Origin of the sequence: Chryseobacterium sp. CY350, assembly GCF_027945075.1 — a bacterium.
Taxonomy (GTDB): Bacteria; Bacteroidota; Bacteroidia; order Flavobacteriales; family Weeksellaceae; genus Chryseobacterium.
Map to the genome: position 1 here is coordinate 1933099 of NZ_CP116034.1, position 25790 is coordinate 1958888.

26 protein-coding genes are annotated in these 25790 nt (G+C 34.6%); 18 read left to right on the forward strand and 8 right to left on the reverse strand.

Features of this window, described 5'->3' with window-relative positions:
- Positions 1–6: 6 nt before the first annotated feature.
- Positions 7–432 carry a VanZ family protein gene (locus tag PGH12_RS08880; RefSeq protein WP_442867860.1) on the reverse strand — a complete coding sequence of 142 codons (426 nt, stop codon included), beginning with the start codon at positions 430–432 and terminating at the stop codon, positions 7–9.
- Positions 433–484: 52 nt separating this feature from the next.
- Here PGH12_RS08880 and lnt point away from each other — a divergent pair, with 52 nt between their 5' ends.
- From lnt to PGH12_RS08910, 6 genes are all read left to right on the forward strand, one after another.
- A complete protein-coding gene (lnt, locus tag PGH12_RS08885; RefSeq protein WP_267599702.1) occupies positions 485–2125 on the forward strand; it encodes an apolipoprotein N-acyltransferase in 1641 nt (546 codons plus the stop codon).
- A gap of 208 nt (positions 2126–2333) precedes the next feature.
- On the forward strand, positions 2334–2576 hold the full coding sequence (rpmB, locus tag PGH12_RS08890) for a 50S ribosomal protein L28 (RefSeq protein WP_034760742.1): 243 nt from the start codon (positions 2334–2336) through the stop codon (positions 2574–2576).
- Between the two features lie 4 nt (positions 2577–2580).
- Entirely contained in the window at positions 2581–2763 is a 183-nt protein-coding gene (gene rpmG, locus PGH12_RS08895; protein WP_027373683.1) for a 50S ribosomal protein L33, read from the forward strand.
- 19 nt (positions 2764–2782) lie between these two features.
- Entirely contained in the window at positions 2783–2935 is a 153-nt protein-coding gene (locus tag PGH12_RS08900; RefSeq protein ID WP_082002123.1) for a DUF4295 family protein, read from the forward strand.
- A gap of 187 nt (positions 2936–3122) precedes the next feature.
- A complete protein-coding gene (ftsY, locus tag PGH12_RS08905) occupies positions 3123–4076 on the forward strand; it encodes a signal recognition particle-docking protein FtsY (protein WP_267599701.1) in 954 nt (317 codons plus the stop codon).
- Positions 4077–4130: 54 nt separating this feature from the next.
- Positions 4131–4382, forward strand: a complete 252-nt coding sequence (locus tag PGH12_RS08910) for a GlsB/YeaQ/YmgE family stress response membrane protein (RefSeq protein ID WP_267599700.1) — start codon at positions 4131–4133, stop codon at positions 4380–4382.
- A gap of 61 nt (positions 4383–4443) precedes the next feature.
- On the opposite strand, the gene sppA is transcribed toward PGH12_RS08910, so the two are convergent.
- Positions 4444–6198 (reverse strand): signal peptide peptidase SppA, encoded by a 1755-nt coding sequence (sppA, locus tag PGH12_RS08915; RefSeq protein WP_267599699.1) that lies wholly within the window; start codon positions 6196–6198, stop codon positions 4444–4446.
- Between the two features lie 18 nt (positions 6199–6216).
- Here sppA and folK point away from each other — a divergent pair, with 18 nt between their 5' ends.
- The 5 genes from folK (at position 6217) to fmt (ending at position 12289) form a co-directional block, all read left to right on the forward strand.
- A complete protein-coding gene (folK, locus tag PGH12_RS08920; protein ID WP_267599698.1) occupies positions 6217–6630 on the forward strand; it encodes a 2-amino-4-hydroxy-6-hydroxymethyldihydropteridine diphosphokinase in 414 nt (137 codons plus the stop codon).
- Between the two features lie 21 nt (positions 6631–6651).
- Positions 6652–7749, forward strand: coding sequence for an OmpA family protein (locus PGH12_RS08925; RefSeq protein WP_267599697.1), 1098 nt, complete (start codon positions 6652–6654; stop codon positions 7747–7749).
- Between the two features lie 39 nt (positions 7750–7788).
- On the forward strand, positions 7789–9249 hold the full coding sequence (locus PGH12_RS08930; protein ID WP_267599696.1) for an OmpA family protein: 1461 nt from the start codon (positions 7789–7791) through the stop codon (positions 9247–9249).
- A gap of 74 nt (positions 9250–9323) precedes the next feature.
- Entirely contained in the window at positions 9324–11225 is a 1902-nt protein-coding gene (locus PGH12_RS08935; RefSeq protein ID WP_267599695.1) for a RecQ family ATP-dependent DNA helicase, read from the forward strand.
- A gap of 116 nt (positions 11226–11341) precedes the next feature.
- Positions 11342–12289 (forward strand): methionyl-tRNA formyltransferase, encoded by a 948-nt coding sequence (gene fmt / locus PGH12_RS08940; protein ID WP_267599694.1) that lies wholly within the window; start codon positions 11342–11344, stop codon positions 12287–12289.
- Between the two features lie 58 nt (positions 12290–12347).
- Here fmt and ribB read toward each other — a convergent pair whose 3' ends face one another.
- Positions 12348–13469 (reverse strand): 3,4-dihydroxy-2-butanone-4-phosphate synthase, encoded by a 1122-nt coding sequence (ribB, locus tag PGH12_RS08945; RefSeq protein ID WP_267599693.1) that lies wholly within the window; start codon positions 13467–13469, stop codon positions 12348–12350.
- Positions 13470–13608: 139 nt separating this feature from the next.
- Entirely contained in the window at positions 13609–14604 is a 996-nt protein-coding gene (locus PGH12_RS08950; protein ID WP_267599692.1) for an LLM class flavin-dependent oxidoreductase, read from the reverse strand.
- A gap of 193 nt (positions 14605–14797) precedes the next feature.
- On the opposite strand from PGH12_RS08950, the gene PGH12_RS08955 reads away from it, so the two are divergent.
- Complete coding sequence (locus PGH12_RS08955; protein WP_267599691.1) at positions 14798–15565, forward strand: hypothetical protein; 768 nt, start codon at positions 14798–14800, stop codon at positions 15563–15565.
- Positions 15566–15572: 7 nt separating this feature from the next.
- Here the strand turns inward: PGH12_RS08955 and PGH12_RS08960 are convergent, their stop codons facing one another.
- The gene (locus tag PGH12_RS08960) at positions 15573–17693 is read right to left on the reverse strand and encodes a helix-turn-helix domain-containing protein (protein WP_267599690.1); all 2121 of its coding nucleotides are present in this window, start codon (positions 17691–17693) and stop codon (positions 15573–15575) included.
- Positions 17694–17762: 69 nt separating this feature from the next.
- Between PGH12_RS08960 and PGH12_RS08965 the strand changes: the two genes are divergently transcribed.
- A complete protein-coding gene (locus PGH12_RS08965; protein WP_267599689.1) occupies positions 17763–18209 on the forward strand; it encodes a hypothetical protein in 447 nt (148 codons plus the stop codon).
- A gap of 153 nt (positions 18210–18362) precedes the next feature.
- Here PGH12_RS08965 and PGH12_RS08970 read toward each other — a convergent pair whose 3' ends face one another.
- Complete coding sequence (locus tag PGH12_RS08970) at positions 18363–18878, reverse strand: gamma carbonic anhydrase family protein (RefSeq protein WP_267599688.1); 516 nt, start codon at positions 18876–18878, stop codon at positions 18363–18365.
- Positions 18879–19031: 153 nt separating this feature from the next.
- Here PGH12_RS08970 and PGH12_RS08975 point away from each other — a divergent pair, with 153 nt between their 5' ends.
- Genes PGH12_RS08975 through hemH form a run of 3 tightly spaced genes read left to right on the forward strand, consistent with a single transcriptional unit; the run spans position 19032 to position 21378 of the window.
- The gene (locus tag PGH12_RS08975; protein ID WP_267599687.1) at positions 19032–19910 is read left to right on the forward strand and encodes a NifU family protein; all 879 of its coding nucleotides are present in this window, start codon (positions 19032–19034) and stop codon (positions 19908–19910) included.
- A gap of 8 nt (positions 19911–19918) precedes the next feature.
- Positions 19919–20356, forward strand: coding sequence for a hypothetical protein (locus PGH12_RS08980; RefSeq protein WP_267599686.1), 438 nt, complete (start codon positions 19919–19921; stop codon positions 20354–20356).
- A complete protein-coding gene (gene hemH / locus PGH12_RS08985) occupies positions 20356–21378 on the forward strand; it encodes a ferrochelatase (RefSeq protein WP_267599685.1) in 1023 nt (340 codons plus the stop codon). Before PGH12_RS08980 ends, hemH begins: the two co-directional genes overlap by 1 nt.
- Before the next feature lie 80 nt (positions 21379–21458).
- On the opposite strand, the gene PGH12_RS08990 is transcribed toward hemH, so the two are convergent.
- Complete coding sequence (locus PGH12_RS08990; protein ID WP_267599684.1) at positions 21459–23408, reverse strand: M4 family metallopeptidase; 1950 nt, start codon at positions 23406–23408, stop codon at positions 21459–21461.
- Between the two features lie 538 nt (positions 23409–23946).
- On the opposite strand from PGH12_RS08990, the gene PGH12_RS08995 reads away from it, so the two are divergent.
- Together PGH12_RS08995 and PGH12_RS09000 are read left to right on the forward strand one after the other, a co-directional pair.
- Positions 23947–24174: a hypothetical protein gene (locus PGH12_RS08995; protein WP_267599683.1), complete on the forward strand. Its 228-nt coding sequence runs from the start codon at positions 23947–23949 to the stop codon at positions 24172–24174.
- A complete protein-coding gene (locus PGH12_RS09000; protein ID WP_267599682.1) occupies positions 24174–24434 on the forward strand; it encodes a hypothetical protein in 261 nt (86 codons plus the stop codon). Before PGH12_RS08995 ends, PGH12_RS09000 begins: the two co-directional genes overlap by 1 nt.
- A 138-nt stretch (positions 24435–24572) precedes the next feature.
- On the opposite strand, the gene PGH12_RS09005 is transcribed toward PGH12_RS09000, so the two are convergent.
- Positions 24573–25784: a type IX secretion system plug protein gene (locus tag PGH12_RS09005; protein ID WP_267599681.1), complete on the reverse strand. Its 1212-nt coding sequence runs from the start codon at positions 25782–25784 to the stop codon at positions 24573–24575.
- Between the last annotated feature and the right edge of the window lie 6 nt (positions 25785–25790).

Sequence of the window (25790 nt, forward strand, 5' to 3'; positions counted from 1 at the left end):
ATCTTTTTAAACAACTAAAGATTTAAAACGTAATTCCAGAAACTCACAGATTTTCCATCCCAAACAAACCCCAAAAGTATTAAGAATAACATCATCTACGTCAAAAACTCCGCGTCTCGAAAAATATTGAAAAGCCTCAACAATTATAATTACAGAAACAAAATCTATTGTAAGACTTTTTAAATCTTTCAGACGAGGAAAAACCCATCCTAGAAATCCGAAAGGAATAAACATCAGAACATTTCCCAATACGATTGTCAAAATATCTTTTAACGAAAACGTTTCTTCAATAAAATATATAGTAGAAAGAATTGGTTTAATTCTAATGATATTATATTCCATCTGATGTCTCCCCATCCCAAAAAACATTAGATAGAGCAGAAAGATTGTGTATGGTAAGATTATGAATTTATATAATTTCTTTAACATCATTTGCAAAGTTATTCATTTCAAAAACATTAAATTTGTATGTTAAAATAATTTAATGAAATACGTTTTACTTACGCTCATTTCAGCGATGCTTTTATCCGTATCGTGGCCAACATACGGAATTCCGTTTTTTATATTTTTTGCGCTTGTTCCGCTTTTAATGATGGAACACGGCGTTTCAAAGTTTTCACAATTTAATAGAAAAAGCTGGGTCGTTTTCGGACTCTCTTATCTCTGCTTTATTATCTGGAATATCGTAACTACAGGCTGGCTTTACGGTTCAAAAAACCCGGACGGAAGCCATTCTATGATGGCAGTTGTTTTTCCTGTTTTGGTTAATTCCTTTTTATATTCAATCGTATTTCAATGCTATCATTGGTATAAAAATGCACAGGGAAGTTATTGGGGGCTGGCTTTTTTTGTTGCAATCTGGATGAGTTTCGAAAAATTTCACTTAAACTGGGAATTTACCTGGCCTTGGCTGAATTTAGGAAATGTTTTTTCAGATTACCCTCAGTTTATTCAATGGTATGATACCTTAGGGTCAACCGGCGGAAGCTTCTGGATATTGTTAATTAATGTGCTCATATTTTACACAATCAGAGTATTTGAAGCGGAAAGAAAAAGAAAAACGCTCATCAGAAATTCATCAATTGTTACTTTATTGATCATTGTGCCGATGATTATTTCGCTGGTTAAATTTCACAACTTTAATGAAAAACCAATCGGCGAGGTCAATGTGTTAATGTTACAACCAGCGCTAGATCCATATGCCGAAAAATATTCTAAAGAAAGCGTCACCATCGTAAAAGAACTTCTGTCGCTAGCCGAACAAAATACAAAAGGGAAAATCGACTATTATATTGCTCCGGAAACGGCAATTCCTGGGAGAGGCTCTATTTCTGAGACAGCATTCGAAAAGAGCGGACTTCTGAATGATGTGAAAGGATTTTTAGCCAAACATCCCGGTTCGGTTTTCACAACCGGAATTTCATCGCATCGTTTTTACAAAAGCGGAGAAAAATTACCAAAAGAAGCTTATCAACTCAATCCGCAATTATGGGTCGAAAATTATAATTCTGCGGTGCAAATTATTCCTAATCAAAAGGTTGAAGTTTACCACAAAGGCAAATTGGTTCCCGGCGTTGAAATATTCCCATATATGAGCGTTTTTAAGCCTCTTTTAGGTGACGCAATGATTAATCTGGGTGGAACCGTAGCGTCACTTGGAAAAGACGATGAACGTGTGGCTTTTTCTAATCCTTATAATAAAGGAAAAATTGCTCCGATTATCTGCTATGAAAGTATTTACGGCGAATTTGTAACGGAATACGTAAAGAAAGGAGCAAACTTTTTAGCAATCGTAACCAACGATTCTTGGTGGGGCGTTACAGAAGGTCACAAACAGCTTTTATCGTACGCAAGACTGAGAGCCATCGAAACGAGACGTGAAATTGCAAGATCTGCAAACAGCGGAATTTCTGCCCACATTAATGCAAAAGGTGAGATTTTGGAAGACACTTTTTACGGAGATCAAACAGCTTTATTTGCAAAGGTGAACCTTTATGACCATGAAACTTTTTATGTAAAATCCGGAGATTTGCTGACTAGATTTTCTATCTTTTCTTTTGGCTTCCTTCTTTTTTACTTTTTAATTAAATGGGCTCAGAACAAATTTCAGAAAAAGAAAGTTTAATATTAAAAAAAATTAGACAAAACATAAGGGAGAAAAAGCTAGAAAGAGCTTACGATCGCAGTATTCAACTACTACTAAATCAAAATTGTTTCAGAATAAGAATAAAATACAAAAAATTATTATAAAAGTTTTGCAGAAAACTTGTCTGTCTAAAAAATTATTCGTTATTTTGCAACCTCAAATATTATACAAATAAGAACATCGAGATATGTCAAGAATTTGCCAGATAACAGGAAAGCGTGCAATGGTTGGTAACAACGTTTCCCACGCTAATAACAAAACGAAGCGTCGTTTTGAAATTAACTTATTGGAAAAGAAATTTTACCTTCCAGAGCAAGACAAGCACGTTACGCTTAAAGTTTCAGCTCATGGATTGAGAATCATTAACAAGATTGGAATCGAAGAAGCTATCGAAAGAGGCATCAGAGAAGGATTGATTAAAAAGAACTAAGATCATGGCAAAAAAAGGAAACAGAGTTCAAGTAATTCTTGAATGTACAGAGCACAAAGAAAGCGGTATGCCAGGAATGTCTAGATACATTTCTACAAAAAATAAAAAGAACACAACAGAAAGATTGGAATTGAAAAAATACAATCCTGTTCTTAAGAGATCTACCCTTCACAAAGAAATCAAGTAATTTATAAATATAATTTACCATGGCAAAGAAAGTAGTAGCAACCCTACAAAGCGGACAGTCAAAGAAAATGACTAAAGTGGTGAAAATGGTGAAGTCTTCTAAATCAGAAGCTTACGTTTTCGAAGAAAAAGTAATGAATGCAGACGAAGTTGACGCTTATTTGAAAAAATAATCAATAACTTTATTTACAATACAAAAAACTACTCATATTTTGGGTAGTTTTTTTGTTATCTTTGCTTTTAATACGCTGGGTGTCGGATATCTGATGCTAGATGTTTCTAATATATATATTTTAGATTCTAAATATCCATCCACCACATCCTTCGTGCCACAATAATTAAAATTCCATAATTCATAAGATGAGTTGGTTTAAAAATATTTTTAAAAAAGAAGAAAAAGAAACGCTAGATAAAGGTTTGGAAAAATCTAATCAGGGGTTCTTTGAAAAAATGACGAAAGCCGTAGTCGGCAAAAGCAAAGTAGATGACGAGGTTCTTGATGATCTTGAGGAAATACTTATCGCTTCTGACGTTGGCGCGTCTACCACCATCAAAATCATTCAGAGAATAGAAGAACGTATTGCCAGAGACAAATACGTCAATACAAGCGAATTAGATCGTATTCTGCGTGAAGAAATCTCAGGACTTCTGCTGGAAAATCCACAGGCAAATACAGGAAACATTGACAATTCAAAAAAACCTTACGTCATCATGGTAGTAGGCGTAAACGGTGTAGGAAAAACCACAACAATCGGAAAATTAGCTCATCAGTTTAAGGCTGACGGCAAAAAGGTTGTTTTGGGCGCAGGAGACACTTTCCGTGCAGCTGCAGTTGATCAATTGACTATCTGGAGCGAAAGAGCAGGTGTAACAATTGTAAAGCAGGAAATGGGCTCTGACCCGGCTTCCGTTGCTTTCGATACTGTACAAAGTGCCGTTGCTCAAGATGCTGATGTAGTGATTATCGATACTGCTGGGAGACTACACAATAAAATCAATTTAATGAATGAGCTTTCTAAAATCAAGCGAGTGATGCAGAAAGTAATTCCTGATGCTCCTCACGAGATTTTATTGGTATTGGATGGTTCAACCGGCCAGAATGCATTCGAACAGGCAAAACAATTCACAGCCGCTACCGAGGTAAATGCTTTAGCGGTAACAAAATTAGACGGTACCGCAAAAGGCGGAGTTGTGATAGGAATTTCAGATCAGTTCCAGATTCCTGTGAAATATATCGGCGTTGGTGAGAAGATGCAGGATCTCCAATTATTTAATGGTACAGAGTTTGTAGATTCATTCTTCAAGAAGAGGTAATTACTTTTATCTCTTGAAAATAAATCACATTCACTAACATTAAAAATTTAAACTATGGGAATTTTAACATGGATCATTTTTGGTCTTATCGCAGGGGCAATCGCTAAAGCTTTACATCCGGGAAATGACCCAGGAGGCTGGATCGTAACGATCATCATCGGAATTTTAGGAAGTATGCTGGGAGGCTGGATAGGATCAATGATCTTCGGAGTAGATGTTTCAGGATTTAACTTATCAAGTTTCCTTGTTGCAATCGGAGGTTCAGTTTTATTACTTGCAATCTACAGGATGGTAACTAAGAAATAAAGAACTACAAAAAATAAAAAGCCGGATTTGAAATTTCAAATCCGGCTTTTTTGTGAACAATTTAGTTGATTTTAATCTGATATGGCATTTCCATTTTTACTTCAGATTTCAGTTTCTGATCTGTCATCTGCTGGAATATTTCGTAGTTTGCCTTACCAATTTTGTTTTTGATCACTCTTGCAGAAATATCATCTTCATTTAAATCCTCAAAAATCTGTTCGAATGCAGTCTTCGTTTTTGGGTAAGAAGAAACATGATAAGATTTTAAGCCTGCTTTTTGTGCTGCAAATTTCACAGCATCTTCTAGACTTCCCAGCTCATCTACCAAACCAATTTGTTTTGCACGTGTACCACTCCATACTCTTCCTCCACCAATTGCATCGATATCTTCGAAAGATTTTTTTCTGTTCTCTGTAACAAAATGTACAAATCGTTTGTAAGTTCCTTCTACACTTTTTGTCATCAGCGTTACTCCATAAGGTGTTAATCCGTTTAATGAAGAATAATATGCTGAGTTGGCATTTGTAGCAACGATATCAGATCGTACACCGTTTTTGTTGGCCAATTCTTTAAAGTATGGCAAAACACCAAATACTCCAATCGACCCTGTAAGCGTATTAGGTTCGGAGTAGATTTTATCGGCAGCCATCGCAATATAATATCCTCCTGAGGCAGCATAATCACCAAAAGACACAATTAGCGGTTTTTTCTTTTTTAATTGTTGAAGTTCAAATAAAATTTCATCAGAAGCATTAGCACTTCCACCCGGAGAATTGATTCTAAGAACCACTGCTTTCACTTTTTTGTCTTCCTGAAGATTTTTAATATAATCAATATATTTATCAGAATAAATATCGCTGTATTCATCGCCATTATTGATAGATCCCGATGCGTACAGTACTGCTACTTTTTCGCCTGATTTATGTTTATCAAAAAAAGAATCTATATATTTTGTTAATGAAATTTTATTTAATTTATCATCATCTTTTAAACTCAGTTTCGCTCTGATCATTTGATCATATTCAGTTTTTTGAATCAATTTATCTGCAAGCTTAAATTTCAAGCCTTGATCGGGAATCATACCGTACAAACTGTCTACAACAGTTCTAAACTGAGAAACATCCATTTTTCTGGAAGCAGCAATTTTTGACGCTGTGTTATCCCAGATATCGTTCAAAAGCGTGCTAAGTTGTTCTTTATTTTCCGGTGAAATATCGTTTCTTAAAAACGGCTCAACGGCAGATTTAAATTTTCCATGACGAATTACTTCAATACCTATTCCGTACTTTTCAGCAAAATCTTTGAAGAAGGTAACTTCGGTTGAAAGACCCTTCAACTCTATACCACCTGAAGGATTAAGATAATACTGATCGGCAACAGATCCCAGATAATAAGAAGACTGCGAAACAACATTACCATAGGCGTAAACGAATTTTCCGCTTTTCTTAAAATCCTGAATTGCAGCCCTTAAATCATCGATTTGAGTAATCCCTGCGTTAAGATTATCAACCTCAATACTTATACCTTTGATTTTATCATCAGTTTTGGCTTTTTTTACCGCCTGCAAAACATCATAAATAAGAACGTTTGTATTTTTCTTATTCATATTAAAGATACTTTGCTGATCTTCTGTCGGGCTATCGATGATATCAGTATTAAGATTGATCGTAAGAACAGATTTATCTTTTACACTGACTGATTTTTCGCTACTCATAGATCCAAACGCAATCATCATGATAAAAAAGAAGAAAAACACTACGCACAATATTGCAATTGCGACTATATTTGCCAATACATTTTTAAAGAAACTCTTCATAAATAACCATTTTTCAATATGTCGCAACATAAGGTAGTTTTGTTACTGGGAAGTAACATTTGTGATAAAAAAAACAATCTTGATCACGCTTTAGAAAGGCTAAAAGAGGTGGGTGACATATTAAAAAACAGTGAATATTTAACATCCGAACCTGTGGAATTTGTAAGTTCCAATAATTTTTGTAATATTGCATCGTTAATATTTACGCATCTTTCGCCGATTCAGTTATTAAATTTTATAAAGAAAATTGAGATTGAAATGGGCAGACTTAATGATTCAAAGATATCGGGAAGCTACACAGATAGAATTATTGATATTGATATTGTTACTTACGATGCCTTGAAGTTTTCATCAGAAAGATTGGAGATCCCTCACACAAAACATCTTTTTGAAAGAGACTTTTCGAGAATATTATTAAAAGATTTTATTTAATCAAAACATAAAACAAATTGTATGAAATTAGGTTTATTCTTATTGGCCACATTGCCTATTGCTACGTATGCACAGGACACCATTGCGGTTAATACATCAGACCAGTATCCCAACACTTTTTCGTCTGGTTCTGCAAACATTCAAAAATTTGACAATAAAGCACGTAGATTCAACGATTGGTCTGTTTCGATTGGTGGAGGCCCGGCTTTCATGACATTCGCAGACGTAACATCGTTTTACGGAGACAAAATCAACTGGGGCTGGAGTGCTTATGCAAGTATTGATAAGCAGATTACCCATACCTTTGGATTGAGTCTGCAATATCAAATGGGTGAAACAAAACAACAAGCTCAACTTCCGACAAATCCAAAAGCAGGTGTTGCCAATGCATGGACAAAGTTTAATCAGGTATCAATCTTAGGAGATGTGAACTTCTCAAATTTATTGAGAAGAGTTGATAACAAATCACCATTCAGATGGGCTCTTCACGGTTATTTAGGAGGAGGTTTCCAAGGTTATAAAACTGAGCTTATCGATAAAGACATCTCTCAATGGCAGACCAACCCGCCAAACTTTCCTATCATGGTTGACCAAAAGCTAGGTATCGCATCATTTTTTATGCAGGCAGGAGTTGGTTTGAAATATAATGTTTCTAGGCTGATTGATGTTGAGGCAAGAGTAATGTATATCAATAGTTTTGATGAAGAATTTGATGGCGGAGGTGATGTGAGAGAAGTAAATGGTCCAAATGGATACAGACTGAACTATAATTTAATTAACGACTCTTACTCTGATGCAATGATGTCATTTAATTTGGGCTTATCATTCAAATTAGGAAAACAGCAATCTCACTTAGCTTGGCACGATCCTTTGCAGGAAGTTTATTACAAAACATATCTGCTTGAAAATACAGCGGAAGATCTTGTAGTATGTGAAAAAGGAGATAACGACAATGACGGAGTTTGTGACGACTGGGATAGAGAACTAAATACGCCTGCCGGAGCTAGAGTTGACGGAGCTGGTGTAGCATTAGATATAGATCTTGACGGTGTAATCGACTTGTACGACAAGTGTGTAACTGTTGCGGGACCTACAGACAACAATGGTTGTCCAAAATAATTCAAATAATAACAAATCAATTAATTAAAAAAATACACTATGAAATTAAGTTTAGCAATTGTTGCATTTGCTTTAGCAGTACCTACTGTAGCGTTTGCACAAGATTCAATAGCGGTAGTTTCAAATGATGGATATCCAAATACATTCTCATCTGGCTCTGCTAATGTTTCTCCATTTACTCAGAAATCAAAAAGATTCAATGATTGGGCAGTTTCATTCGGTGCAGGTGTACCTCTGCTTCAATCGGCTGATTTGACTTCCATTAAAAACGGTAACGGAAAAAACCTTATTGGTTATTCTGCTTACGTAAGTATTGACAAAGCAATTACCCATGCCTTTGGTATTAACTTACAGTATGACAGAGGAGAAACTAGACAAGGCTGGTTTAATACCAAAGATGCAGCTCCAACTAATGCAGCAGCAAACAGACAGGAAGGTGCAAGAACTCAATATGATGCAATTTCAATCTTAGGGGATATTAATTTTTCAAATCTTTTAAGAAGAGTTGACAATAAATCTACTTTCAGATGGGCACTACATGGTTACGCAGGTGTAGGAACTTTAGCATATAGAGCATATCAGAAAGACGATTCAGGTCAGAGATTAATGACAGAAGTTAAGCCTTTCAAATTTGGCTCATTTTTCGGCCAGGCCGGAGCAGGGCTTAAATTTAAAGTAAACAGAAGATTAGATCTTGAGACAAGATTAATGTATGTTTACACCGGTGATGATGAATTCGACGGTGGAGGTGCTCAGTATAGTAACATTAATAAAAGAGAAGATCAGATTTCTGACAACTTCTTCAACGCTACTGTAGGTTTATCTTTAAAGTTAGGAAAACACGAGTCTCATCTAATGTGGCATGACCCATTGCAGGAGATTTACTACAAATTAGATGTTTTGGCTAACAAAAACCAAGATATTGAAGTTTGTAAGAAAGGTGATGCAGATAACGACGGAGTATGCGACGATTGGGACAGACAACTTGATACTCCTGCAGGTGCAAGAGTTGACGGTGCTGGTGTAGCTCTTGATGCAGATTTAGATGGTGTAATTGATCTTTACGATAAATGTGTAACGGTACCGGGACCAGTTGAAAATGACGGTTGCCCTTTAACTCCTACCACTCCTGTAGGACCCGTTGATGAGAAGGTTACAAACATGGAAGGAATTGAATTTGATTTAAATTCTGACAGAATTTTACCTTCAAATACTCCAATTCTTAACAATGCTGTAAGCTATATCAATTCTTCAAGCGGTTCTTATACTGTAATCGGAGCAACTGATACCAGAGCTTCTGACGCTTACAACCAAAAGTTATCTGAAAGAAGAGCAAACAGTGTGAAAAATTATTTAATCAAAAATGGTGTAGATTCTTCTAAGATCAACGCTGTAGGTAGAGGCGAAAAAGACCTAAAATACCCAGAGTGTGATCCTGCTACTAAATGTCCTGAATGGAAAAACAGAGCAAACAGAAGAGTTTATTTTGAAGCAAAATAATAAACTTCTTATATAGTAAAAAGTCACGCAGTGCGTGGCTTTTTTTGTTAAATTAGTTTCTATATTATTACAGTATGATTTCTTCAGATGATTTTCAGGAATTGAAAAGTAAAACCCTTAAGCACTTTTGGGGTTACGACACCTTTAGGGATTCTCAGGGTGATATTATTGATTCTGTAATTACGGGCAACGACACCTTGGTATTACTTCCCACCGGTGCAGGAAAATCACTTTGTTACCAGCTTCCCGCATTACTCAGAGAGGGAGTTTGTCTTGTAATTTCTCCCTTATTGGCTTTAATGAAAGATCAGGTTAATCAACTGAAATTTAAAGGAATTGAGGCCGAATATTTATCATCAGAATTAGAAGATTTTGATGCTGAAGTAATCTATAACAGATGCAAAGACGGTTTAACCAAACTACTTTACATCTCTCCGGAAAGGCTGACAAATACTCAGTTTATTCAGCAAATTGAAGAGATTCAACTGTCATTTATTGCAGTAGATGAAGCACACTGTATTTCAGAGTGGGGACAAGATTTCAGACCGAGTTATCAGAATATCAAAGAGTTCAGGAGAAACAACCCTGAGATTGCTTGTTTAGCATTAACGGCCACCGCGACTCCGAAAGTTTTAGAAGAGATAAAAAACAAATTAGAATTAAAAAAGCCAAACGTATTTCAGCGAAGTTTTAAAAGAAGTAACATAAAAATATTTTCCGAGCAAGTTTCAGACAAATATCAAAGGATATTTAATATTCTGAAATACGCAAAAGAATCCGGCATCATCTATGTGAGAACAAGAAAGGATGCGGAGTTACTCACAGAATTTCTTCACCGAAATAAAATTAATAATGTAGATTTTTATCATGCAGGTCTGGCGACGAAAGAAAAAAACGAGCGCCAAAACGCATGGAATAACAGTGATCAAAACGTGTTGATTTCCACCAACGCATTTGGGATGGGAATCGATAAAGACAATGTACGATTCGTTATCCACTTCTCTCCTTCCCAGTCGATTGAAAATTATTATCAGGAAATAGGTCGTGCTGGAAGAGACGGAAAAAAAAGTTTTGCATTCATTCTCTGGAATGAGCAGGAAGTCTTAAACTTTGACCAGATTTTAAGAAATCAAATTCCTAATAAAGATGAATTTCTTAAGATACTTTCCTATCTGTATTCTAAATTTCAAGTTGCAGAATTTGAACTTCCGGAGAAAGTCTTTCAACTGAATATCTCTGGAATTCAAAATTTTACTAAACTTTCGACAGCAAAAATTAAAAATGTTTTAAACTTTTTGCATACTCAGGAGATTATTTATTATAACAGCAACAAAAGCTTATCTTCATTAGAACTCCTGATAAAGCCTGATGAAATTGATCAGATTCCGCAGAAAGATGCTTATTTCGTGGAATTGCTTTTGCGTTCAGTTTCCGGAATTACGACACACAAAGTAATGTTCAGCGAACAGAAAGTAAGTGATAAAATTGGAGTGAGTATTCATTTGATTAAAGAAAGGCTAAAAGAACTTCAGCAGAAAAACTATCTTGAATATATTGATGGCGCTTTGGCGAGTGTAAAATTTCTTAAACCAAGGGATGAGAGAGTCACCAAAAGCATTTACTGGAAACTCTTTGAACAGATTCAAAAAAACAAGATTCAGAAATGGGAAGAAATGAAATTTTACATTGAAGATTCTACTTATTGCAAAATGAAATTGATTTTGGCTTATTTTGGAGAAAAGAATTCAAAAAATTGTGGACAGTGTACCGTATGCGAGAAAAATAAACAATCTATTTTTGGGAAAAATATGGGTGGTGAAATCTTGAATCTTTTAGCTAAAAAGCCTGCAACTATTGAGGAGCTTTCGATACAGTTAAATTTTCATGCGAAAGAAGATATTTTGGAAAACCTCATATTTCTTTTAGATTCAGGAAAAGTGAAAATGCTGAATTTCAGAACGTACGCTTTGACGTAAGCAATAAGTAATAAGCAATAAGCAATAAGCAATAAGCAATAAGCAATAAGCAAAATTAATCTTTGATCTTTAATCTTTAATCTTTTATAAAATAAAAAGAGAATTATCTTTGTGTTATGAAATCATTGAAAGTCGTTTTTTTTGGCACTCCTGAGTTTGCAAAGACAGCTTTGGCAGCCATTCATCAGTCAAATCACGAAGTTGTAGGCGTTGTTACCGTTGCAGATAAAGCAAGCGGACGTGGACAAAAAATTAATCAATCTGCCGTAAAAATGTATGCGGTTGAAAATAATCTACCTGTTTTACAACCTGAAAAACTAAGAAATTCTGAATTTTTAGAAGATATAAAAAATTTAAATGCTGATGTTTTCGTTGTCGTGGCGTTTAGAATGATGCCAAAAATTTTATTTGAAATGCCAAATCTTGGAACTTTCAACCTTCATGCTTCCCTGCTTCCGGACTATCGGGGCGCAGCTCCCATTAATTATGCTGTGATCAATGGGGAAGAAAAGACAGGAGCGACAACATTTTTTATTAATGAGAAAATTGATGAAGGAAATATTCTTCTACAGGAAGAAATTGAAATTTTACCCGACGAAAACGCCGGAAGTCTTCATGACAGACTCATGGAAATGGGTGCTAAACTAATTGTAAAAACTTTAGACGGTTTATCTGAAAATTCAATCACAGAAAAGCCTCAGCCGCATGTAGATCATCCGAAAAATGCTTTTAAAATATTTAAAGAAGATACAAAAATCGACTTTAATAGAACTTCAAAAGAAGTGCATCAGTTTATCTTAGGAATGTCACCTTATCCCGCAGCTTTCACTACATTAAAAATTGCAGAGGAAGAAAAAGGCTTGAAAATTTATGGTGGTAAATTTGAAATATCTGATCACGGGAAAACTTCGGGAACTTTAGATATTTCTAAAAATGAACTTAAAATTTACACCCAAGATGGAATCTATTATCCGCTAGAATTACAGCTAGAAGGTAAGAAAAGAATGAAAGTAAAAGATTTTCTGAACGGTTTTAGAAATTTTGATGAAATAAAAATGGCTTGAGTACATCAAGCCATTTTTTATGTTTTAATTGTGAATTTCATTCGAAGTCAATTCACTTTTAAAGCTGAACCATTTCCGTCACCTCAACGTCATAACCACCAACTTGCGGTTTTACATTAGGGTTTTGAGTGATTACTTTAAATTTATTGATTCCTAAATTTTTCAATATCTGAGTTCCGATACCGTAATCTCTGTAATTAAAGGCTGCGGTTGGATGTTTTTGCTGACCATCCTGATAATTTAAAAACTGTTGTAATTTTCTTAAAGTATTTTCAGAATTAGAAACATTATTAATAAAAATAATAGCTCCCTTTCCTGCTTCATTGATCATACTGGTCACCTTTTCCAACTGTGGTTTTTCACCATTATTCAATCTGGTCAAAACATCAAAGTAAGAATCTGAGGACTGTACTCTTACCAAAACAGGCTCATCAACCGTCCACGTTCCTTTGGTTAAAGCAAAGTGAATCTGGTCGTTAGAAGTTTCTCTAAAAGCCAGAAAATCAAAATCGCCATATGCGGTTTTCACTTCTCTCTCTTCAAGTCTTTCAATAAGGTTTCCTTTTTTCAACTGATAATGAATCAAATCTTCTATAGAAATGATTTTCATATCATGTTTTTGCGCAAAAGTATATAATTCCGGCAGACGAGACATACTTCCGTCATCATTCATGATTTCACAGATTACTCCACCCTCTTTCAAACCTGCAAGACACGTAAGATCAATTGCAGCTTCTGTATGTCCGGCTCTTTTTAAAACACCACCTTTTTTTGCACGAAGCGGGAAAATATGACCGGGACGCATAAAATCTGTAGGTTTCGATTTTTCGTCCATTAATGCTAAAATCGTTTTAGCTCTGTCGCCTGCAGAAATTCCTGTAGAAGTTCCGTCACCTAAAAGGTCGACAGAAACCGTAAATGCAGTCTCTTTAGGATCACTGCTTCTACTTACCATTATATCCAGACCAAGTTCATCGCATCTTTTTTCGGGAAGTGGCATGCAAATTAATCCTCTTCCGTGAAAAGCCATAAAATTGATCAGTTCAGGAGTTGTTAGCTCGGCAGCACATAGAAAATCTCCTTCATTCTCTCTATCTTCATCGTCTACCACTATGATTATCTTACCATTTTTAAGGTCTTCAATAGCCTCAGGAATAGTATTTAATTTAATCTCAGACATTTTTTTACTATAAATTTTCGCAAATATACTCATAAAAATAAGCATCAACAATTAATATGGATGGTTTGTGTTTATCTTAACTACAAAAGATTTTCTACACATAAGTCACATCAGTTTTCACTTCATGATTGGATAATATTCAGAAAGAATCTGTTGCTTTGCGAATTATTTCGTACGATTCCAATCTTTTCTGATGGTCGTAAATATGAGAATTGATCATTAATTCATCCACCTGATATTTCTCCTGAAAGTCTTTTAGCTGATTGCAAATTTCAGATTGATTACCGATAAAGCTAAATTTCAGCATCTTTAAAACCATTGCTTTTTCCATCGGAGACCAAATATTATCCATATCTGAAATCGGTTTCGGAAATGGTTTTCTGTCGTTTCTGATGATATTAATGAATGCTTGGAATAGAGTAGTTGAAAGAAAGTTTGCTTCTTCGGAAGTTTCGGCTGCAACTCCGTTTACGCAGGCAATTATGTAAGGTTTATCTAAATATTTTGACGGCTCAAAATGTTCTCTGTAAATTTTAAAAGCCATTTCCATCTGATCCGGAGCAAAATGACCTGCAAAAGCATAAGGCAACCCTAATTCTGCAGCCAGCCAGGCGCTGTCTGTACTTGATCCTAAAATATATAATGGAATATCTAAACCTTCGCCAGGAATTGCACGAACCAACGAATCAGAATTTTCTTTAGAAAAATATCTCTGCAGCTCAAGAATCTGTCTCGGAAACTGCTCGTTAATCGTCATCGGATTTCTTCCCAAAGCTTTTGCAGTCATGCCATCAGTTCCCGGAGCTCTTCCTAAACCCAAATCTATTCTTCCCGGAAAAAGTGATTCTAAAGTTCCGAACTGTTCGGCAATCACTAATGAACTGTGATTCGGAAGCATAATTCCTCCAGAGCCTACTCTGATTTTTTTTGTTCCGTTGGCGATAAAACCGATCAGAACTGAAGTTGCCGAACTGGCAATACTTTCCATATTATGATGTTCGGCAAGCCAGAATCTTTTATAATTTAAATTTTCAGCAAAGTTCGCCAAAGAAAGACTGTCCTGAAAAGTATCGTTAATGCTTTTTCCCTGCTTTACTGGAGCTAGGTCTAAAACAGATATTTCAAAATTTTTCATATTGATATATTTTTTCGTCGAAAGTGACGTTTAACTTTTTTTATTGAGTTCATTAACAAAGATTGAAATACAAATTTAAAGCTAATAAATTGCATTAGTTACTTTTTGTAATTGATAGGAATAATGGTTATGTTGTGAGAAAAACTATTAATAATAATTTTGTTTAGATCTATGAAATTTGATACATTTAAACATGGAAGAAAATTTATCAATAGCAGAAATCGAAGAAATAATCAATAAATCTAGAGAGGAGCCTTACAACAACTTATCTTTACTCCATCTTTCATTTAAAAAAACTGACATCATAAAGATATCTCCAAAAGGATTAATTTTTTTTCACGGGAATAAGGATACAGGATTTATACATATAAATGAAAGACATTCTAATTATTCGTTTAAACCATTTTGGAAAAACTCAAAATTAGATAATCAGTCGAAATTTCATATCTCTATATTTCCTCTTCAATATGTGACAATTGCTGATGAAGTTTTTAAATCGGAAAATTTGAATAATGAAAAAAACTCTTCAAACAAAGTTCTTGACTTATACATTGGAAAAGCTGTAATTAATTATATAGAGGAGGATTATAGATTAATGCTCTACAAAGACACAAAAATTATTCATAATTTATATCCTGTAACAAAACATAATAATATTAAGTTTAATAAAAAATTTTCTCGTGGCCCAATCGAATTAAAGTATTCCTTTGACGAAGATTCAAAATCCTTATTTCTACCGTATTACAATGAAAATAAGGAAATTTGCTACAGTATTACTATAACCTTTGAGATATTAAAAAAAGTCAAAAACATAAAGATCACTAAATATTCCCAGCAAATCGAAACTAATAATATAATATTTACTGAAAAAAATATTACTGAAAGTACTTCCGATATTGATTTATTAAATTACAAGCTTAAAGAATTATTAGATTATGAAAAAGAATTTCTAAATCTCTAACTTTTAATTATTTCTCCTTCAAAAAATTAAAATGATTAATCAAAATCCTGATTTCATTAAAATCAAAATCATTAGGCAATGCAGTTTTCCATTCGTTTAAAGTTTCTTTTGGATCGGTTTTAAAAGCTTTTTCGAAAGTTTTAATTTTATCAGAAGTGATTACTCTAGACAAATCAAGCAAACCCTGTTCGGCAAATCTTGCCAAATGTCCCAAAACCGTTTCTTTGACTAAACCTCTTTCCAAAGCGATTTCTGAAATGGTTTTTCCCTGTTCAAACAATTGAAAAGTAAGAACCTGAGAAGGAACTTTCGCAATTTTCATGCTAAGTTCTTTGTCGTTTTTTTCGTCTAAAAGCTTCGTTTCCAAAAGATGAGCGGTTTTCAGACCATTCAGATATTCTTCAATATCTTCGAGCCAGCTTCTGAGTTCTTCATTGTAATTTTTCAGACCTTTCACTCCTTTTATTTCAGAGTAAAATTCTTTCAACGGACTGAAAATTTTATCTTTCACCTCACTGAAAAAGAAATTAACGGCACCCTTGGTTTTACTTTCAATCTCGCTCCATTCTTCGGTTTTACTGATGAAATTATTGACTTTTTGGAAAATAATTCGTTCCAGTTTTTCGAAGATTTTACCCAAATTGACAACGTCACGTTTCAGTTGAAGATAAAGCTGTTTAGATTTTGCATGGTCAATGCTTTTTGTGGTAATCGAAAGATTATTCCACAACTCCACTTCTTTTAACAACCATTGAGAATCGACATAGCGCAGCACTTTTCTGATGCTGTAATCGTATTTTTCTTTATTGATAATATCTTCCACATGATCATTAGCAAAAGTAGCACCTTGAAACTGAAGAATTCTGTTGTCCTTAAAAATAACTTCAGGAGTAATTTTAGATTTTAAAACAATTCCTTCTAAAGTTCGGCAACGCGATAAAGCCACATAAACCTGACCTGCGGTGAAACTTTTCCCGGCATCGATAATCACTTTATCAAACGTTAAACCCTGACTTTTATGAATTGTCACTGCCCAAGCTAATTTTATTGGAAACTGCTCAAAGCTTCCCAAGACTTCCTCTTTAATATTTTTTTCGCCGTCCAGAGAATATTTTTTTTGTTCCCAGACTTCTCTTTTTACGGTAATTTCTCTTTCGCTTCCTTCAAGAATAACCTTGATTTCTTTCTCGTCCAGTGCAGAAATTTCACCAATTTTTCCGTTAAAATATTTTTTCTCACCGGAAATATCGTTTCTGATAAACATTACCTGAGCGCCAATTTTTAATTCTAAAAACTGCTCATTAGGATACTGATTTTCTTTAAACTCACCAAAAAGTTTTGCTTCAAAAGTGGCCGGACTCACTTTTATTTCAGCCAATTTCTGCTGATTGATATCGTCGGCCAATTTGTTGTGCGAACAGAGATAAATGTAAGAATCTTCACCCGCATTAAAGTCAGGATTATATCTTTCATTTAAATGTTCAAAATCTATATTGTCTACGTCGCCATCACGAATTGCATTTAAAATTTCGAGAAATTCTTCATCGGTCTGACGGTACACTTTCGTCAGCTCAATCGTGAGCAAAGGAATATCTTTTATGGCAAGGCTGTCAAAAAAGAAAGGCGAATTGTAATACATTTTTAAAATATGCTCATCTCTCACCACAGGCGGAAGCTGATACAAATCTCCAATAAATAACATCTGAACACCACCAAAACGCTGGTTATTTCTTCGGATAAATCGTAGAGAAAAATCCATCATATCCAAAACATCGGCACGCAACATCGAAACCTCATCAATAATAAGAACTTCTACCTCTCGCAAAAGCTTGAGTTTGTCTTTTCTATATTTAAAATGCTGTTGTAGATCTGCAATGTTATTCCCTAAACTTCCGTCAATTCTATCTGTTGTCGGTAGAAAAGTACGCAAAGGCAATCCAAACATCGAGTGAATGGTGACGCCACCAGCATTGATTGCAGCAATCCCGGTAGGAGCCACAACAATGTGTTTTTTTCTGGTTTTTTTTACAAATTCGTTAAGGAATGTTGTTTTTCCCGTGCCTGCTTTTCCGGTAAGAAAAACACTTCGGTTGGTATGTTCTATTAAGTCAAAAAAATGATTATTCATCGCTGCGAAATTACAAAAAATGAAAATAAGGAACGAAATTTGATGACGATAAAAAATTAAAATCTGCCTATGAAAAACCAATTTATCAAAATCACCTCGGTTGCTCTGCTTGCAAGCATTACAATTTTCTCATGCAAATCTGCTCAAAATAATGATCCTTCAGAAATGCCAAAAGATATTTCAGAAAGACCTGCCGACGAAAGTTCTCAAAAATATGATGAAGCACAGCTTGATAAATTGAAGGCCTCAATAGAGTCGATGGCTACTAAAGAAAAATGTACAAATGCAGAAGAATGGGCTTTTGCTCCCTTGGGAACTAAAGCCTGTGGCGGACCCGTTTCTTATATTGCTTATCCAAAGAAAAACGAAGAAACTATTCTGCCGAAAATTGAAGAATATACTCAGAAGATGTCTGATTTTAATAAGAAATACAGCATTACTTCAGACTGTATGATGGCGGCTGAACCTACAGGTGTAAAGTGTCAAGCTGAAAAGGCAGTTTTAATTTATCCGTAATCAATCAATTTTAAATATAATAAAAGCTCTGAATAAAATTAGTTCAGAGCTTTGTGTTTTTTCCGTGATTTAAAAAAAAGGTTTGGATAAAGCCAATACATTCTTTCCTTATTGAAAACGGGCTAAAGCCCGTTCCTCTTGAACAATTTCATATCACTCTTTATACCAAGAAGAATATTTCACATAATTATTGGCAATTCGGTTAACTTCGCCTTCCAATAATTCAGAAGAAATATCTTTTATCTTTCTTGCAGGAACCCCGCCCCACACTTCTCCTGATTTTATATGAGTTCCCTGCGTCACTACAGAACCTGCGCCAACGATCGAATTTTCTTCTACCAAACAGTCATCCATTACGATGGAACCCATTCCGATGAGAACATTGTCTTTAATTCTGCATCCGTGAACGATGGCGTTGTGACCGATTGACACATTATTTCCGATTTCAAGAGGAAATTTTTCGAAAGTACAATGCAGCATCGCGTTGTCTTGTACATTTACTTTATCTCCCATTTTGATGTAATTTACATCACCTCTTATCACCGCATTATACCAAATACTGCAGTCTTTTCCCATAACAACATCTCCAATGATGGTTGCTGTTTCTGCCAAAAAAGTATTTTCTCCGATTTGCGGTGCTTTTCCTAAAAGTTCTTTTACAAGTGCCATTTATATAAATTTGAAATTTGTTAATGAGTCCAATTGAAAAATTAAATAGTAAAATCACGAATTCTAAATTACAGTGATAGCAAAAATCTAACTCTCTAGCTCCGACTTCTAAGTTCTAAATCCGTATTTTTGTATCTCAAATTTAAAGAAAAAATGCATACTATTCTTATAGAACCAACAGAAAACCCGAAAGTGATGAAATTTGTAGCTGATTACAATTTGATTCCCGGGTCTTTAGAGCTGGACAGAAATTCAGATATATCAGAAATCCCTTTGGCACAGGAAGTTTTCAACTACCCTTTTGTAGAAAGAATTTTCATCACTGCTAATTTTGTTGCAGTTGCAAAACAAGATACTGTGGAATGGGAACACATTGCCGAAAATCTGAAAAATGTAATTGAAGACGAGCTTTTGGCCAACCCAAGAATTTATCTTCAGAAGAAAAAAGAAATGATTCAAATCTATGCAGAGATGACACCGAATCCTAATGTGATGAAATTCGTTTCGAGCAAAATTCTTATGGAAGGTTTCGTAGAAGTAAAATCCAGAGAAACTTCGGAAGGAGTTCCTTTGGCTCAGGCTATTTTTAAAGATTTTGATTTCGCCAAAGAAGTTTTTATTTCAGATAATTTTGTTGCAGTAACGAGAGACAATTCTGTAGAATGGCATCAGGTAATGATGGCGGTTCGTGGCTTTATCGCTGAATACCTTCAAAGTGGTGGCGAAATTTCAAATATCGTCGCACAAAAACACGAAAGTCCGGTTGAGAATATTATCAACAGAGACTATACAGATAACGAACAAAAAATTTCAGATATTTTAAATGAATATGTAGCTCCCGCTGTAGAAAATGACGGTGGAAAAATTTCATTAATTGAATATGATGAAGCCAACAAAACTGCAAAAATGCTTTTACAGGGCGCTTGCTCAGGATGCCCAAGTTCTACTGCAACATTAAAAGGTGGAATTGAAAACATTCTTAAACAATTTGTTCCGGATCTTGTCGAACACGTGGAAGCCGTAAACGGATAACCATTTACATGAAAATATTTCTTTATTTAATCTGTCTAAGTCTTTTTTCATGCAAAAAAGAACCACAATTGAATGACGGCATTCATGATGATCTGGTGGAAATGGGTGTTGCGAAAGACAGCCTTCAGAAAATGGATGTTATTCTGGAAAAATTAAACAAGAAAAACACAACCTTTCTCGATTACTATTTCCACAATTACTATATACTTGATCAGGAATCTCATGAAGAAATAAAGAAGTTAAAAGGAGAAGAATTTGCCTATGATGCAGATGAAGAATACCAAAAGATGTTCACAAAAACCATTATTCAAAAAAGTGGTCAATACTTAAAATCTTTCGGAATTACGGATGAAGAAAAGCATTTAGCACTTGAAATTTATGTTTTACGCTTAAAAAAGAAGTACGGGCCGACAATAGACTCGCAACTGGAAAATCTTAATAAATAATGAAAGGAATATTATTAGTCAATCTCGGTTCGCCAAGATCAACCTCTGTCCCCGATGTAAGAGAATATCTTGACGAATTTTTGATGGACGAAAAAGTGATTGATTACCGATGGTTTTTCCGGGCACTTTTAGTTCAGGGAATTATTTTAAATACAAGACCTGCAAAATCTGCCGAAGCTTACAAAACTGTTTGGACAGATGAAGGTTCGCCATTGATCGTCATCACTCAGAAAATTCAGAAAAAACTTCAGAAATTGGTGGATGTTCCTGTAGAAATCGGGATGAGATACGCTCAACCGAGTATCGAAGCCGGAATTCAGAAATTGGTAGATCAAGGTGTTACTGAAATTGTGTTATTTCCCTTGTATCCGCAATATGCGATGAGTACTACAGAAACGGTGATTGATAAAGCGGAAGAGGTGAGAAAAAAGAAATTTCCGGGTATTAAAATTAATTATATTCAGCCTTTTTACAACAGAGAAATTTACATCGATTGTCTTGCAGAAAGCATCAAAGAAAAACTTCCTGAAAATTTCGATGCATTGCAGTTTTCTTATCACGGTGTTCCGGAAAGACATATTTATAAGACAGATCCTACAAACACCTGTAACCTGAACGATTGCTGCTCGCGAGAGAATAATCCGAGTCATCAGTTTTGCTATCGTCATCAATGTTTTGATGTAACCAATTCTGTGATTAAAAAATTAGGTTTACCCAAAGAAAAAGTGATGGTAACTTTCCAATCAAGATTAGGAAAAGATAAGTGGATGGAACCTTATACAGATGAAACTTTGGAAAACATTGGCAAAAAAGGAATTAAAAACCTGGCAATTGTTTGTCCGGCATTCGTTTCTGATTGTCTTGAAACTTTAGAAGAGATTTCTGTTGAAGGAAAACATCAGTTTGAGCATGGCGGCGGAGAAAATTTCCATTACATTCCTTGCCTGAATGATGAAGACCGATGGATTGATGTTGTGAAAACTTTATGTGAAGAAAAACTGAACGAGTTTTATCTGGTTTAGTATTTAATTTTCTAAAAACAATAATAAAGAAGACCACATGAAATTCCTGTGGTCTTACTCTTTTTAATTATTAAATAGTATTATTTCTTAATTAAGTTCCCTGCTTTCTGTCCGTTTACGGTTACCAGATAAATTCCAGGAAGGATATTACTTGGGAGTTGAATTTCCAATCTGTTAGCTCCATCTATTAGCTTCACTTTTTCGGAAACCTCTCTTTTACCAGTTAAGCTCGTCAATTCTACCACTCCGCTTCCCGATTTACCATCAAATGAAATAGTAAATCTGTCTGTTGCCGGATTAGGACTGATTGTATATAACGATGCATCTGAAACAGCAATTTTTCCTGCAGCAGAAAGTCCGCCTCCCACTCCTACAGCATTCCAAGCATTGATAACCTGCGTAACTTCATTACTTCCTGCACCATAAAGATCAGCTGCGGCCTGAAGAGAATAAGTTCTTGCATTCATATATGTAGAAGAAGAAGATAAATAACTTGTTAGAGTTCTATAAGCGATTGCTGCCGATTTATCAAGACCAATTCCTGAAACATTATAAGCAAATCCTTTATCATTTGTTCCGCTTCCTCCTGTTACTAATAAATAATACCAGAAATTAAGAACTCCTGAATTAGTATGAACTCCACAATAGTCATTAGATTCAATAGGACTAAAACAACCTACAGTAGTTGTTGCTTTCCAATACTTTCCAAGATATGTATCGGGTTGGGAGAATGCATTAGGATTTGACATATCTCTAATTGCATAACTAAAATCTTCTCCTAAAGTCCAATTGTATTGCGTAGGTCTTGCCCAACGCTCAATTGAATTTCCGAAAATATCAGAAAATCCTTCATTCAATGCGCCGGATTCTCTTTGGTAAGCGAGGTTTGCGGTTTTTGTAGTTAATCCGTGAGTAATCTCGTGACCGCAAACATCTAAAGCGGTAAGTGGTTTCCCTCCGTTTGCTGAGCTTCCGTCACCGTAAGTCATTCTGGTTCCATCCCAGAAAGCATTGAAAAAATTAGTAGAATAATGTACATAAGATTTTATTGCGAAATGATTGTTATCGATACTCTTTCTTCCGAATTTTGTAAAAAGATAATCCAATGTCATTTCAGCTCCCCAATGAGCATCAGTTGCATATTGATCTTTATTTGTATTTACGTTGTTCCAGCTATTATCGGTGTCTGTAAAATCTACCGCAGAAGAGTAATTAGTTCCTTTCTTCAGATTAAAAGTCTGTACAGCAGTTCCTCCGTTTCTTCCGGCTTCTCTCAATCTGTAGCTTCCGCTATAAGAATCTGTCATAATATTTCTGGTTGAGCTATAAGCTGTAACAGCCGTTCCCGGAGTATTTACTTCATGGATGATCGCATCAACACCCAAGATTTTTCCGCTTTTTGCATCTACAAAAACATATTGTCTGCTTAACGGCTTTTCTGCGTAGATATCAAACTTATAAGCAAGCTTCAGATCGTTCATTTTTTCGTCTGTAGGATCAGAATAATAAACTACTTCACCTTTAGGAGCGAAAGAAGCATTCGCATCATTCGATTCTTTCTTAATAAATTCTTCCTCTTCTTTATTCTGCCATTTGTAAGATTCTGCGCCTACAAAAGACATAGCATTCTGTAAAGCTAAACCTTCCGAAATTTTAACAGTTTTTTCTAAATTCTTAGGAGCTTTAACGATCCATTTTCCAGTTTGACCTTCAATTTTACCGTTTTTGGTCTGTACAGCCATCATGCCGTATTCTACAGGAATTCCATCGATTGTCTGCTGAAATCTATATGTTTCAAATCCTAACTGATCTTTCTCAGAACCAAGTTTAAGACCTTTAGCTGCAGATAACCGTTGAGTTGCCTCGTCAAATAAGACCGGATTTCCCTGAAAAGCAGGCTTGTCTTTTTCAAACCTCATAAAATCTGCATGAAGCCCGTCTTTAGCAGGATTTAATTTTGATGGAACACTTTGTCCGAAAACCAATGAGCAAGCTGCAACGCTAGATAATAAGATAATTTTTTTTCTCATAATGATTTGATTGTATTTTTAGTTAATTAATAAATTATTTACATCAAATTAACAAATAAATTATTTAATATTTATCAAAAATTTAAATCAAATGAAAAATAACAATCTTGAATTTCATCAAAAGTCTATGATATTTTAGCGAATAATAACACATATGCTGATATTGACTCAAAATAGATAATTTAAAACAATTTATAATGTATAATTATTTCAATATGCAAAGCATAGTATTAAACTTTGGTGAATTTTGACAATTTCTAATTTATAATGAGGATCTTTCTGCCACTTAATTTTTTATGCTAAGAATTACAATCAATACGAACTCTCTTTTGGTTACTTTACAATTTTATAGAAAGACATTAAATAATAAAATTTTTATCATTTTCTACTGACACCCCATAAAAAACAGTATCAATCGATTAAATTTTGAAATTTTTAAAAATAATATTCAAATTTAATGGGGTTAATTTTGTTTTTTAATATTTTTTTGTACATTTACCCTATCAAATGACAGAGGCCATTCAAAAATTTAGAAATTATGGATTCAAGTATAGAAATTCTTAAAAGAAAAATTGAAAGTTTCACTCCGGAACTTGCAGAAGCGTTTATTAGAATTGTGGATAATCTAGATACAACTCCAAAATCTGATGTTTTGCAATTTCAGTTAGATGAACTATCTCAAAGAATTCAGTTTCATTCTGAAAACACAAAGACAAAACTTGATTTTTTTGAAAGCTTATCAGAATTAGAAAAAATCTGTGCATAATGAAAGTTTTATTGTCCTCCATCGCAAAAAATGACATCAGAATGTTGATGAGAGTTTTTAATGCTGAAGAACACAATAAAGACAAATTTTTTTTGGATGATTTAAAAGAATCAATCAAGACAATTTTAAAAAACTGCGACAATTTAGATATCAAAAGTAGAGAGATTCAGGTTTATAAGACCGAAAAATTTCCCGTTAACATTCATTATTTATTTGAAGACAATGACAGTCTTTTTATCACAGCCGTCTTTAAGAATTAATAAAATGAGACTTTTTTGACATTATTATATAGTTTGATTTTATCTGTAAAGGTCTTGTACACCTTAAGCAGCAACCTTACAAATTTTCATTTGTAAGGTTTTTTTATTTAAATCTAATTTCTCCTAAGAAAATGACAATTATCTCACAGGCGTTCTAAATTCGCCATACCCCAATAAGCCATCATAGTTTCTGCCAAAGGGTTTGTAGTACAAAAATGCCTGATATAAGTTTTCTGTCTGCCAAAAATTCCCGTTGATTTCGCCAAAATTTAAAGAACCGTTAGTTTCTTTTGTTGCCAGAATATAATTGTAGAAACCTTGTTTCAGAAAAATTTTCGCAACATATTTTTTCTGTTCTGCATCGTAAATCATCTGTGATTCTTTGGTCGCCTTAAAATCATTAAAACCTCCGAGAATGTACAATTCTTTTTCCATAGGATCGGAGTCTAATGAGAAATGAACCCATGCGTAATCTGCTTCTCTTTCTGCATTTCTTTCTAAGCCTAAATCATTTCTCCGGTAATAAAATGCTCCGTTTACATCCGGCTGGTACTGATAATTAAGCGGATACGCCCACACCGGATGGAGATAAGTATGATTAATCCCATCTTTCAAACCTGTTTCATACACCATATCCGCAGGCATATTCATGTTTTTATTATCAAAATAATAGAATTCGTTATTCCCTGGAAACACAATACTCATTTGCTGAAACAAAATCTGACTTCCCAGCGTAGAACTTGGCCTCAGATTGGAAATCCTCATATTCGGATTGTTATTTTGCATTACATTCAGCGTCATAGAATTTACATTTGACGAAAGATCTCCACCTTTTGATGTCACCTGCACTTCTACTCGTTGGTTTACATTTGGATTTCTCGCATCTGAAATCCTGGAAATATTTAATGCTAAATTTGCCTGATCTTCAACCAGCGAAAATCTTTTGGTGAAAAGCGGTTGATCAGCAGAATCTTTGTAAACGATGATTTCAAAATTTCCAGATATTTTTGGTCTGATCTTATCGTTTGGAAAATTCAGTTTATAATGCGTGTAAGACTGTATCGTATTGAAAGAATATTCAAACTGATCCAGCAGCGCATTCATGCTTCCGTTGGCAATTTCTGTAAAGAAAAGATTGTCATCCTGCCAGTTTCTGTCGTAATGTTTGATCGTATATCTATAAACATTACTTGAATTTGTAAGATCATCAAAACTCAAAATCAGCTGCTGATTCATAGTGATGACCGGCGTTTCGTCATTTGTCTGAGGATTAAATAACTGCACACTTTGAATGTTCTGCCCGAAAGCCAGAGAACCTAAACTAAATAAAAATATCTGCAACGTTTTCATTATGAC

Bases quoted from the DNA above. Each gene is read 5' to 3' on its own strand.
- rpmB (WP_034760742.1), top strand. From the start codon at position 2,334: ATGTCAAGAATTTGCCAGATAACAGGAAAGCGTGCAATGGTTGGTAAC.
- PGH12_RS09000 (WP_267599682.1), top strand. From the start codon at position 24,174: ATGAAAGTTTTATTGTCCTCCATCGCAAAAAATGACATCAGAATGTTG.
- PGH12_RS08990 (WP_267599684.1), bottom strand. From the start codon at position 23,408: ATGAGAAAAAAAATTATCTTATTATCTAGCGTTGCAGCTTGCTCATTG.
- sppA (WP_267599699.1), bottom strand. From the start codon at position 6,198: ATGAAGAGTTTCTTTAAAAATGTATTGGCAAATATAGTCGCAATTGCA.
- PGH12_RS08900 (WP_082002123.1), top strand. From the start codon at position 2,783: ATGGCAAAGAAAGTAGTAGCAACCCTACAAAGCGGACAGTCAAAGAAA.
- PGH12_RS08975 (WP_267599687.1), top strand. From the start codon at position 19,032: ATGCATACTATTCTTATAGAACCAACAGAAAACCCGAAAGTGATGAAA.
- PGH12_RS08970 (WP_267599688.1), bottom strand. From the start codon at position 18,878: ATGGCACTTGTAAAAGAACTTTTAGGAAAAGCACCGCAAATCGGAGAA.
- PGH12_RS08930 (WP_267599696.1), top strand. From the start codon at position 7,789: ATGAAATTAAGTTTAGCAATTGTTGCATTTGCTTTAGCAGTACCTACT.
- PGH12_RS08935 (WP_267599695.1), top strand. From the start codon at position 9,324: ATGATTTCTTCAGATGATTTTCAGGAATTGAAAAGTAAAACCCTTAAG.
- lnt (WP_267599702.1), top strand. From the start codon at position 485: ATGAAATACGTTTTACTTACGCTCATTTCAGCGATGCTTTTATCCGTA.
- PGH12_RS08880 (WP_442867860.1), bottom strand. From the start codon at position 432: ATGATGTTAAAGAAATTATATAAATTCATAATCTTACCATACACAATC.
- ftsY (WP_267599701.1), top strand. From the start codon at position 3,123: ATGAGTTGGTTTAAAAATATTTTTAAAAAAGAAGAAAAAGAAACGCTA.
- rpmG (WP_027373683.1), top strand. From the start codon at position 2,581: ATGGCAAAAAAAGGAAACAGAGTTCAAGTAATTCTTGAATGTACAGAG.
- PGH12_RS08980 (WP_267599686.1), top strand. From the start codon at position 19,919: ATGAAAATATTTCTTTATTTAATCTGTCTAAGTCTTTTTTCATGCAAA.
- PGH12_RS08925 (WP_267599697.1), top strand. From the start codon at position 6,652: ATGAAATTAGGTTTATTCTTATTGGCCACATTGCCTATTGCTACGTAT.
- hemH (WP_267599685.1), top strand. From the start codon at position 20,356: ATGAAAGGAATATTATTAGTCAATCTCGGTTCGCCAAGATCAACCTCT.
- PGH12_RS09005 (WP_267599681.1), bottom strand. From the start codon at position 25,784: ATGAAAACGTTGCAGATATTTTTATTTAGTTTAGGTTCTCTGGCTTTC.
- PGH12_RS08910 (WP_267599700.1), top strand. From the start codon at position 4,131: ATGGGAATTTTAACATGGATCATTTTTGGTCTTATCGCAGGGGCAATC.
- PGH12_RS08950 (WP_267599692.1), bottom strand. From the start codon at position 14,604: ATGAAAAATTTTGAAATATCTGTTTTAGACCTAGCTCCAGTAAAGCAG.
- fmt (WP_267599694.1), top strand. From the start codon at position 11,342: ATGAAATCATTGAAAGTCGTTTTTTTTGGCACTCCTGAGTTTGCAAAG.
- folK (WP_267599698.1), top strand. From the start codon at position 6,217: ATGTCGCAACATAAGGTAGTTTTGTTACTGGGAAGTAACATTTGTGAT.
- PGH12_RS08965 (WP_267599689.1), top strand. From the start codon at position 17,763: ATGAAAAACCAATTTATCAAAATCACCTCGGTTGCTCTGCTTGCAAGC.
- ribB (WP_267599693.1), bottom strand. From the start codon at position 13,469: ATGTCTGAGATTAAATTAAATACTATTCCTGAGGCTATTGAAGACCTT.
- PGH12_RS08995 (WP_267599683.1), top strand. From the start codon at position 23,947: ATGGATTCAAGTATAGAAATTCTTAAAAGAAAAATTGAAAGTTTCACT.
- PGH12_RS08955 (WP_267599691.1), top strand. From the start codon at position 14,798: ATGGAAGAAAATTTATCAATAGCAGAAATCGAAGAAATAATCAATAAA.
- PGH12_RS08960 (WP_267599690.1), bottom strand. From the start codon at position 17,693: ATGAATAATCATTTTTTTGACTTAATAGAACATACCAACCGAAGTGTT.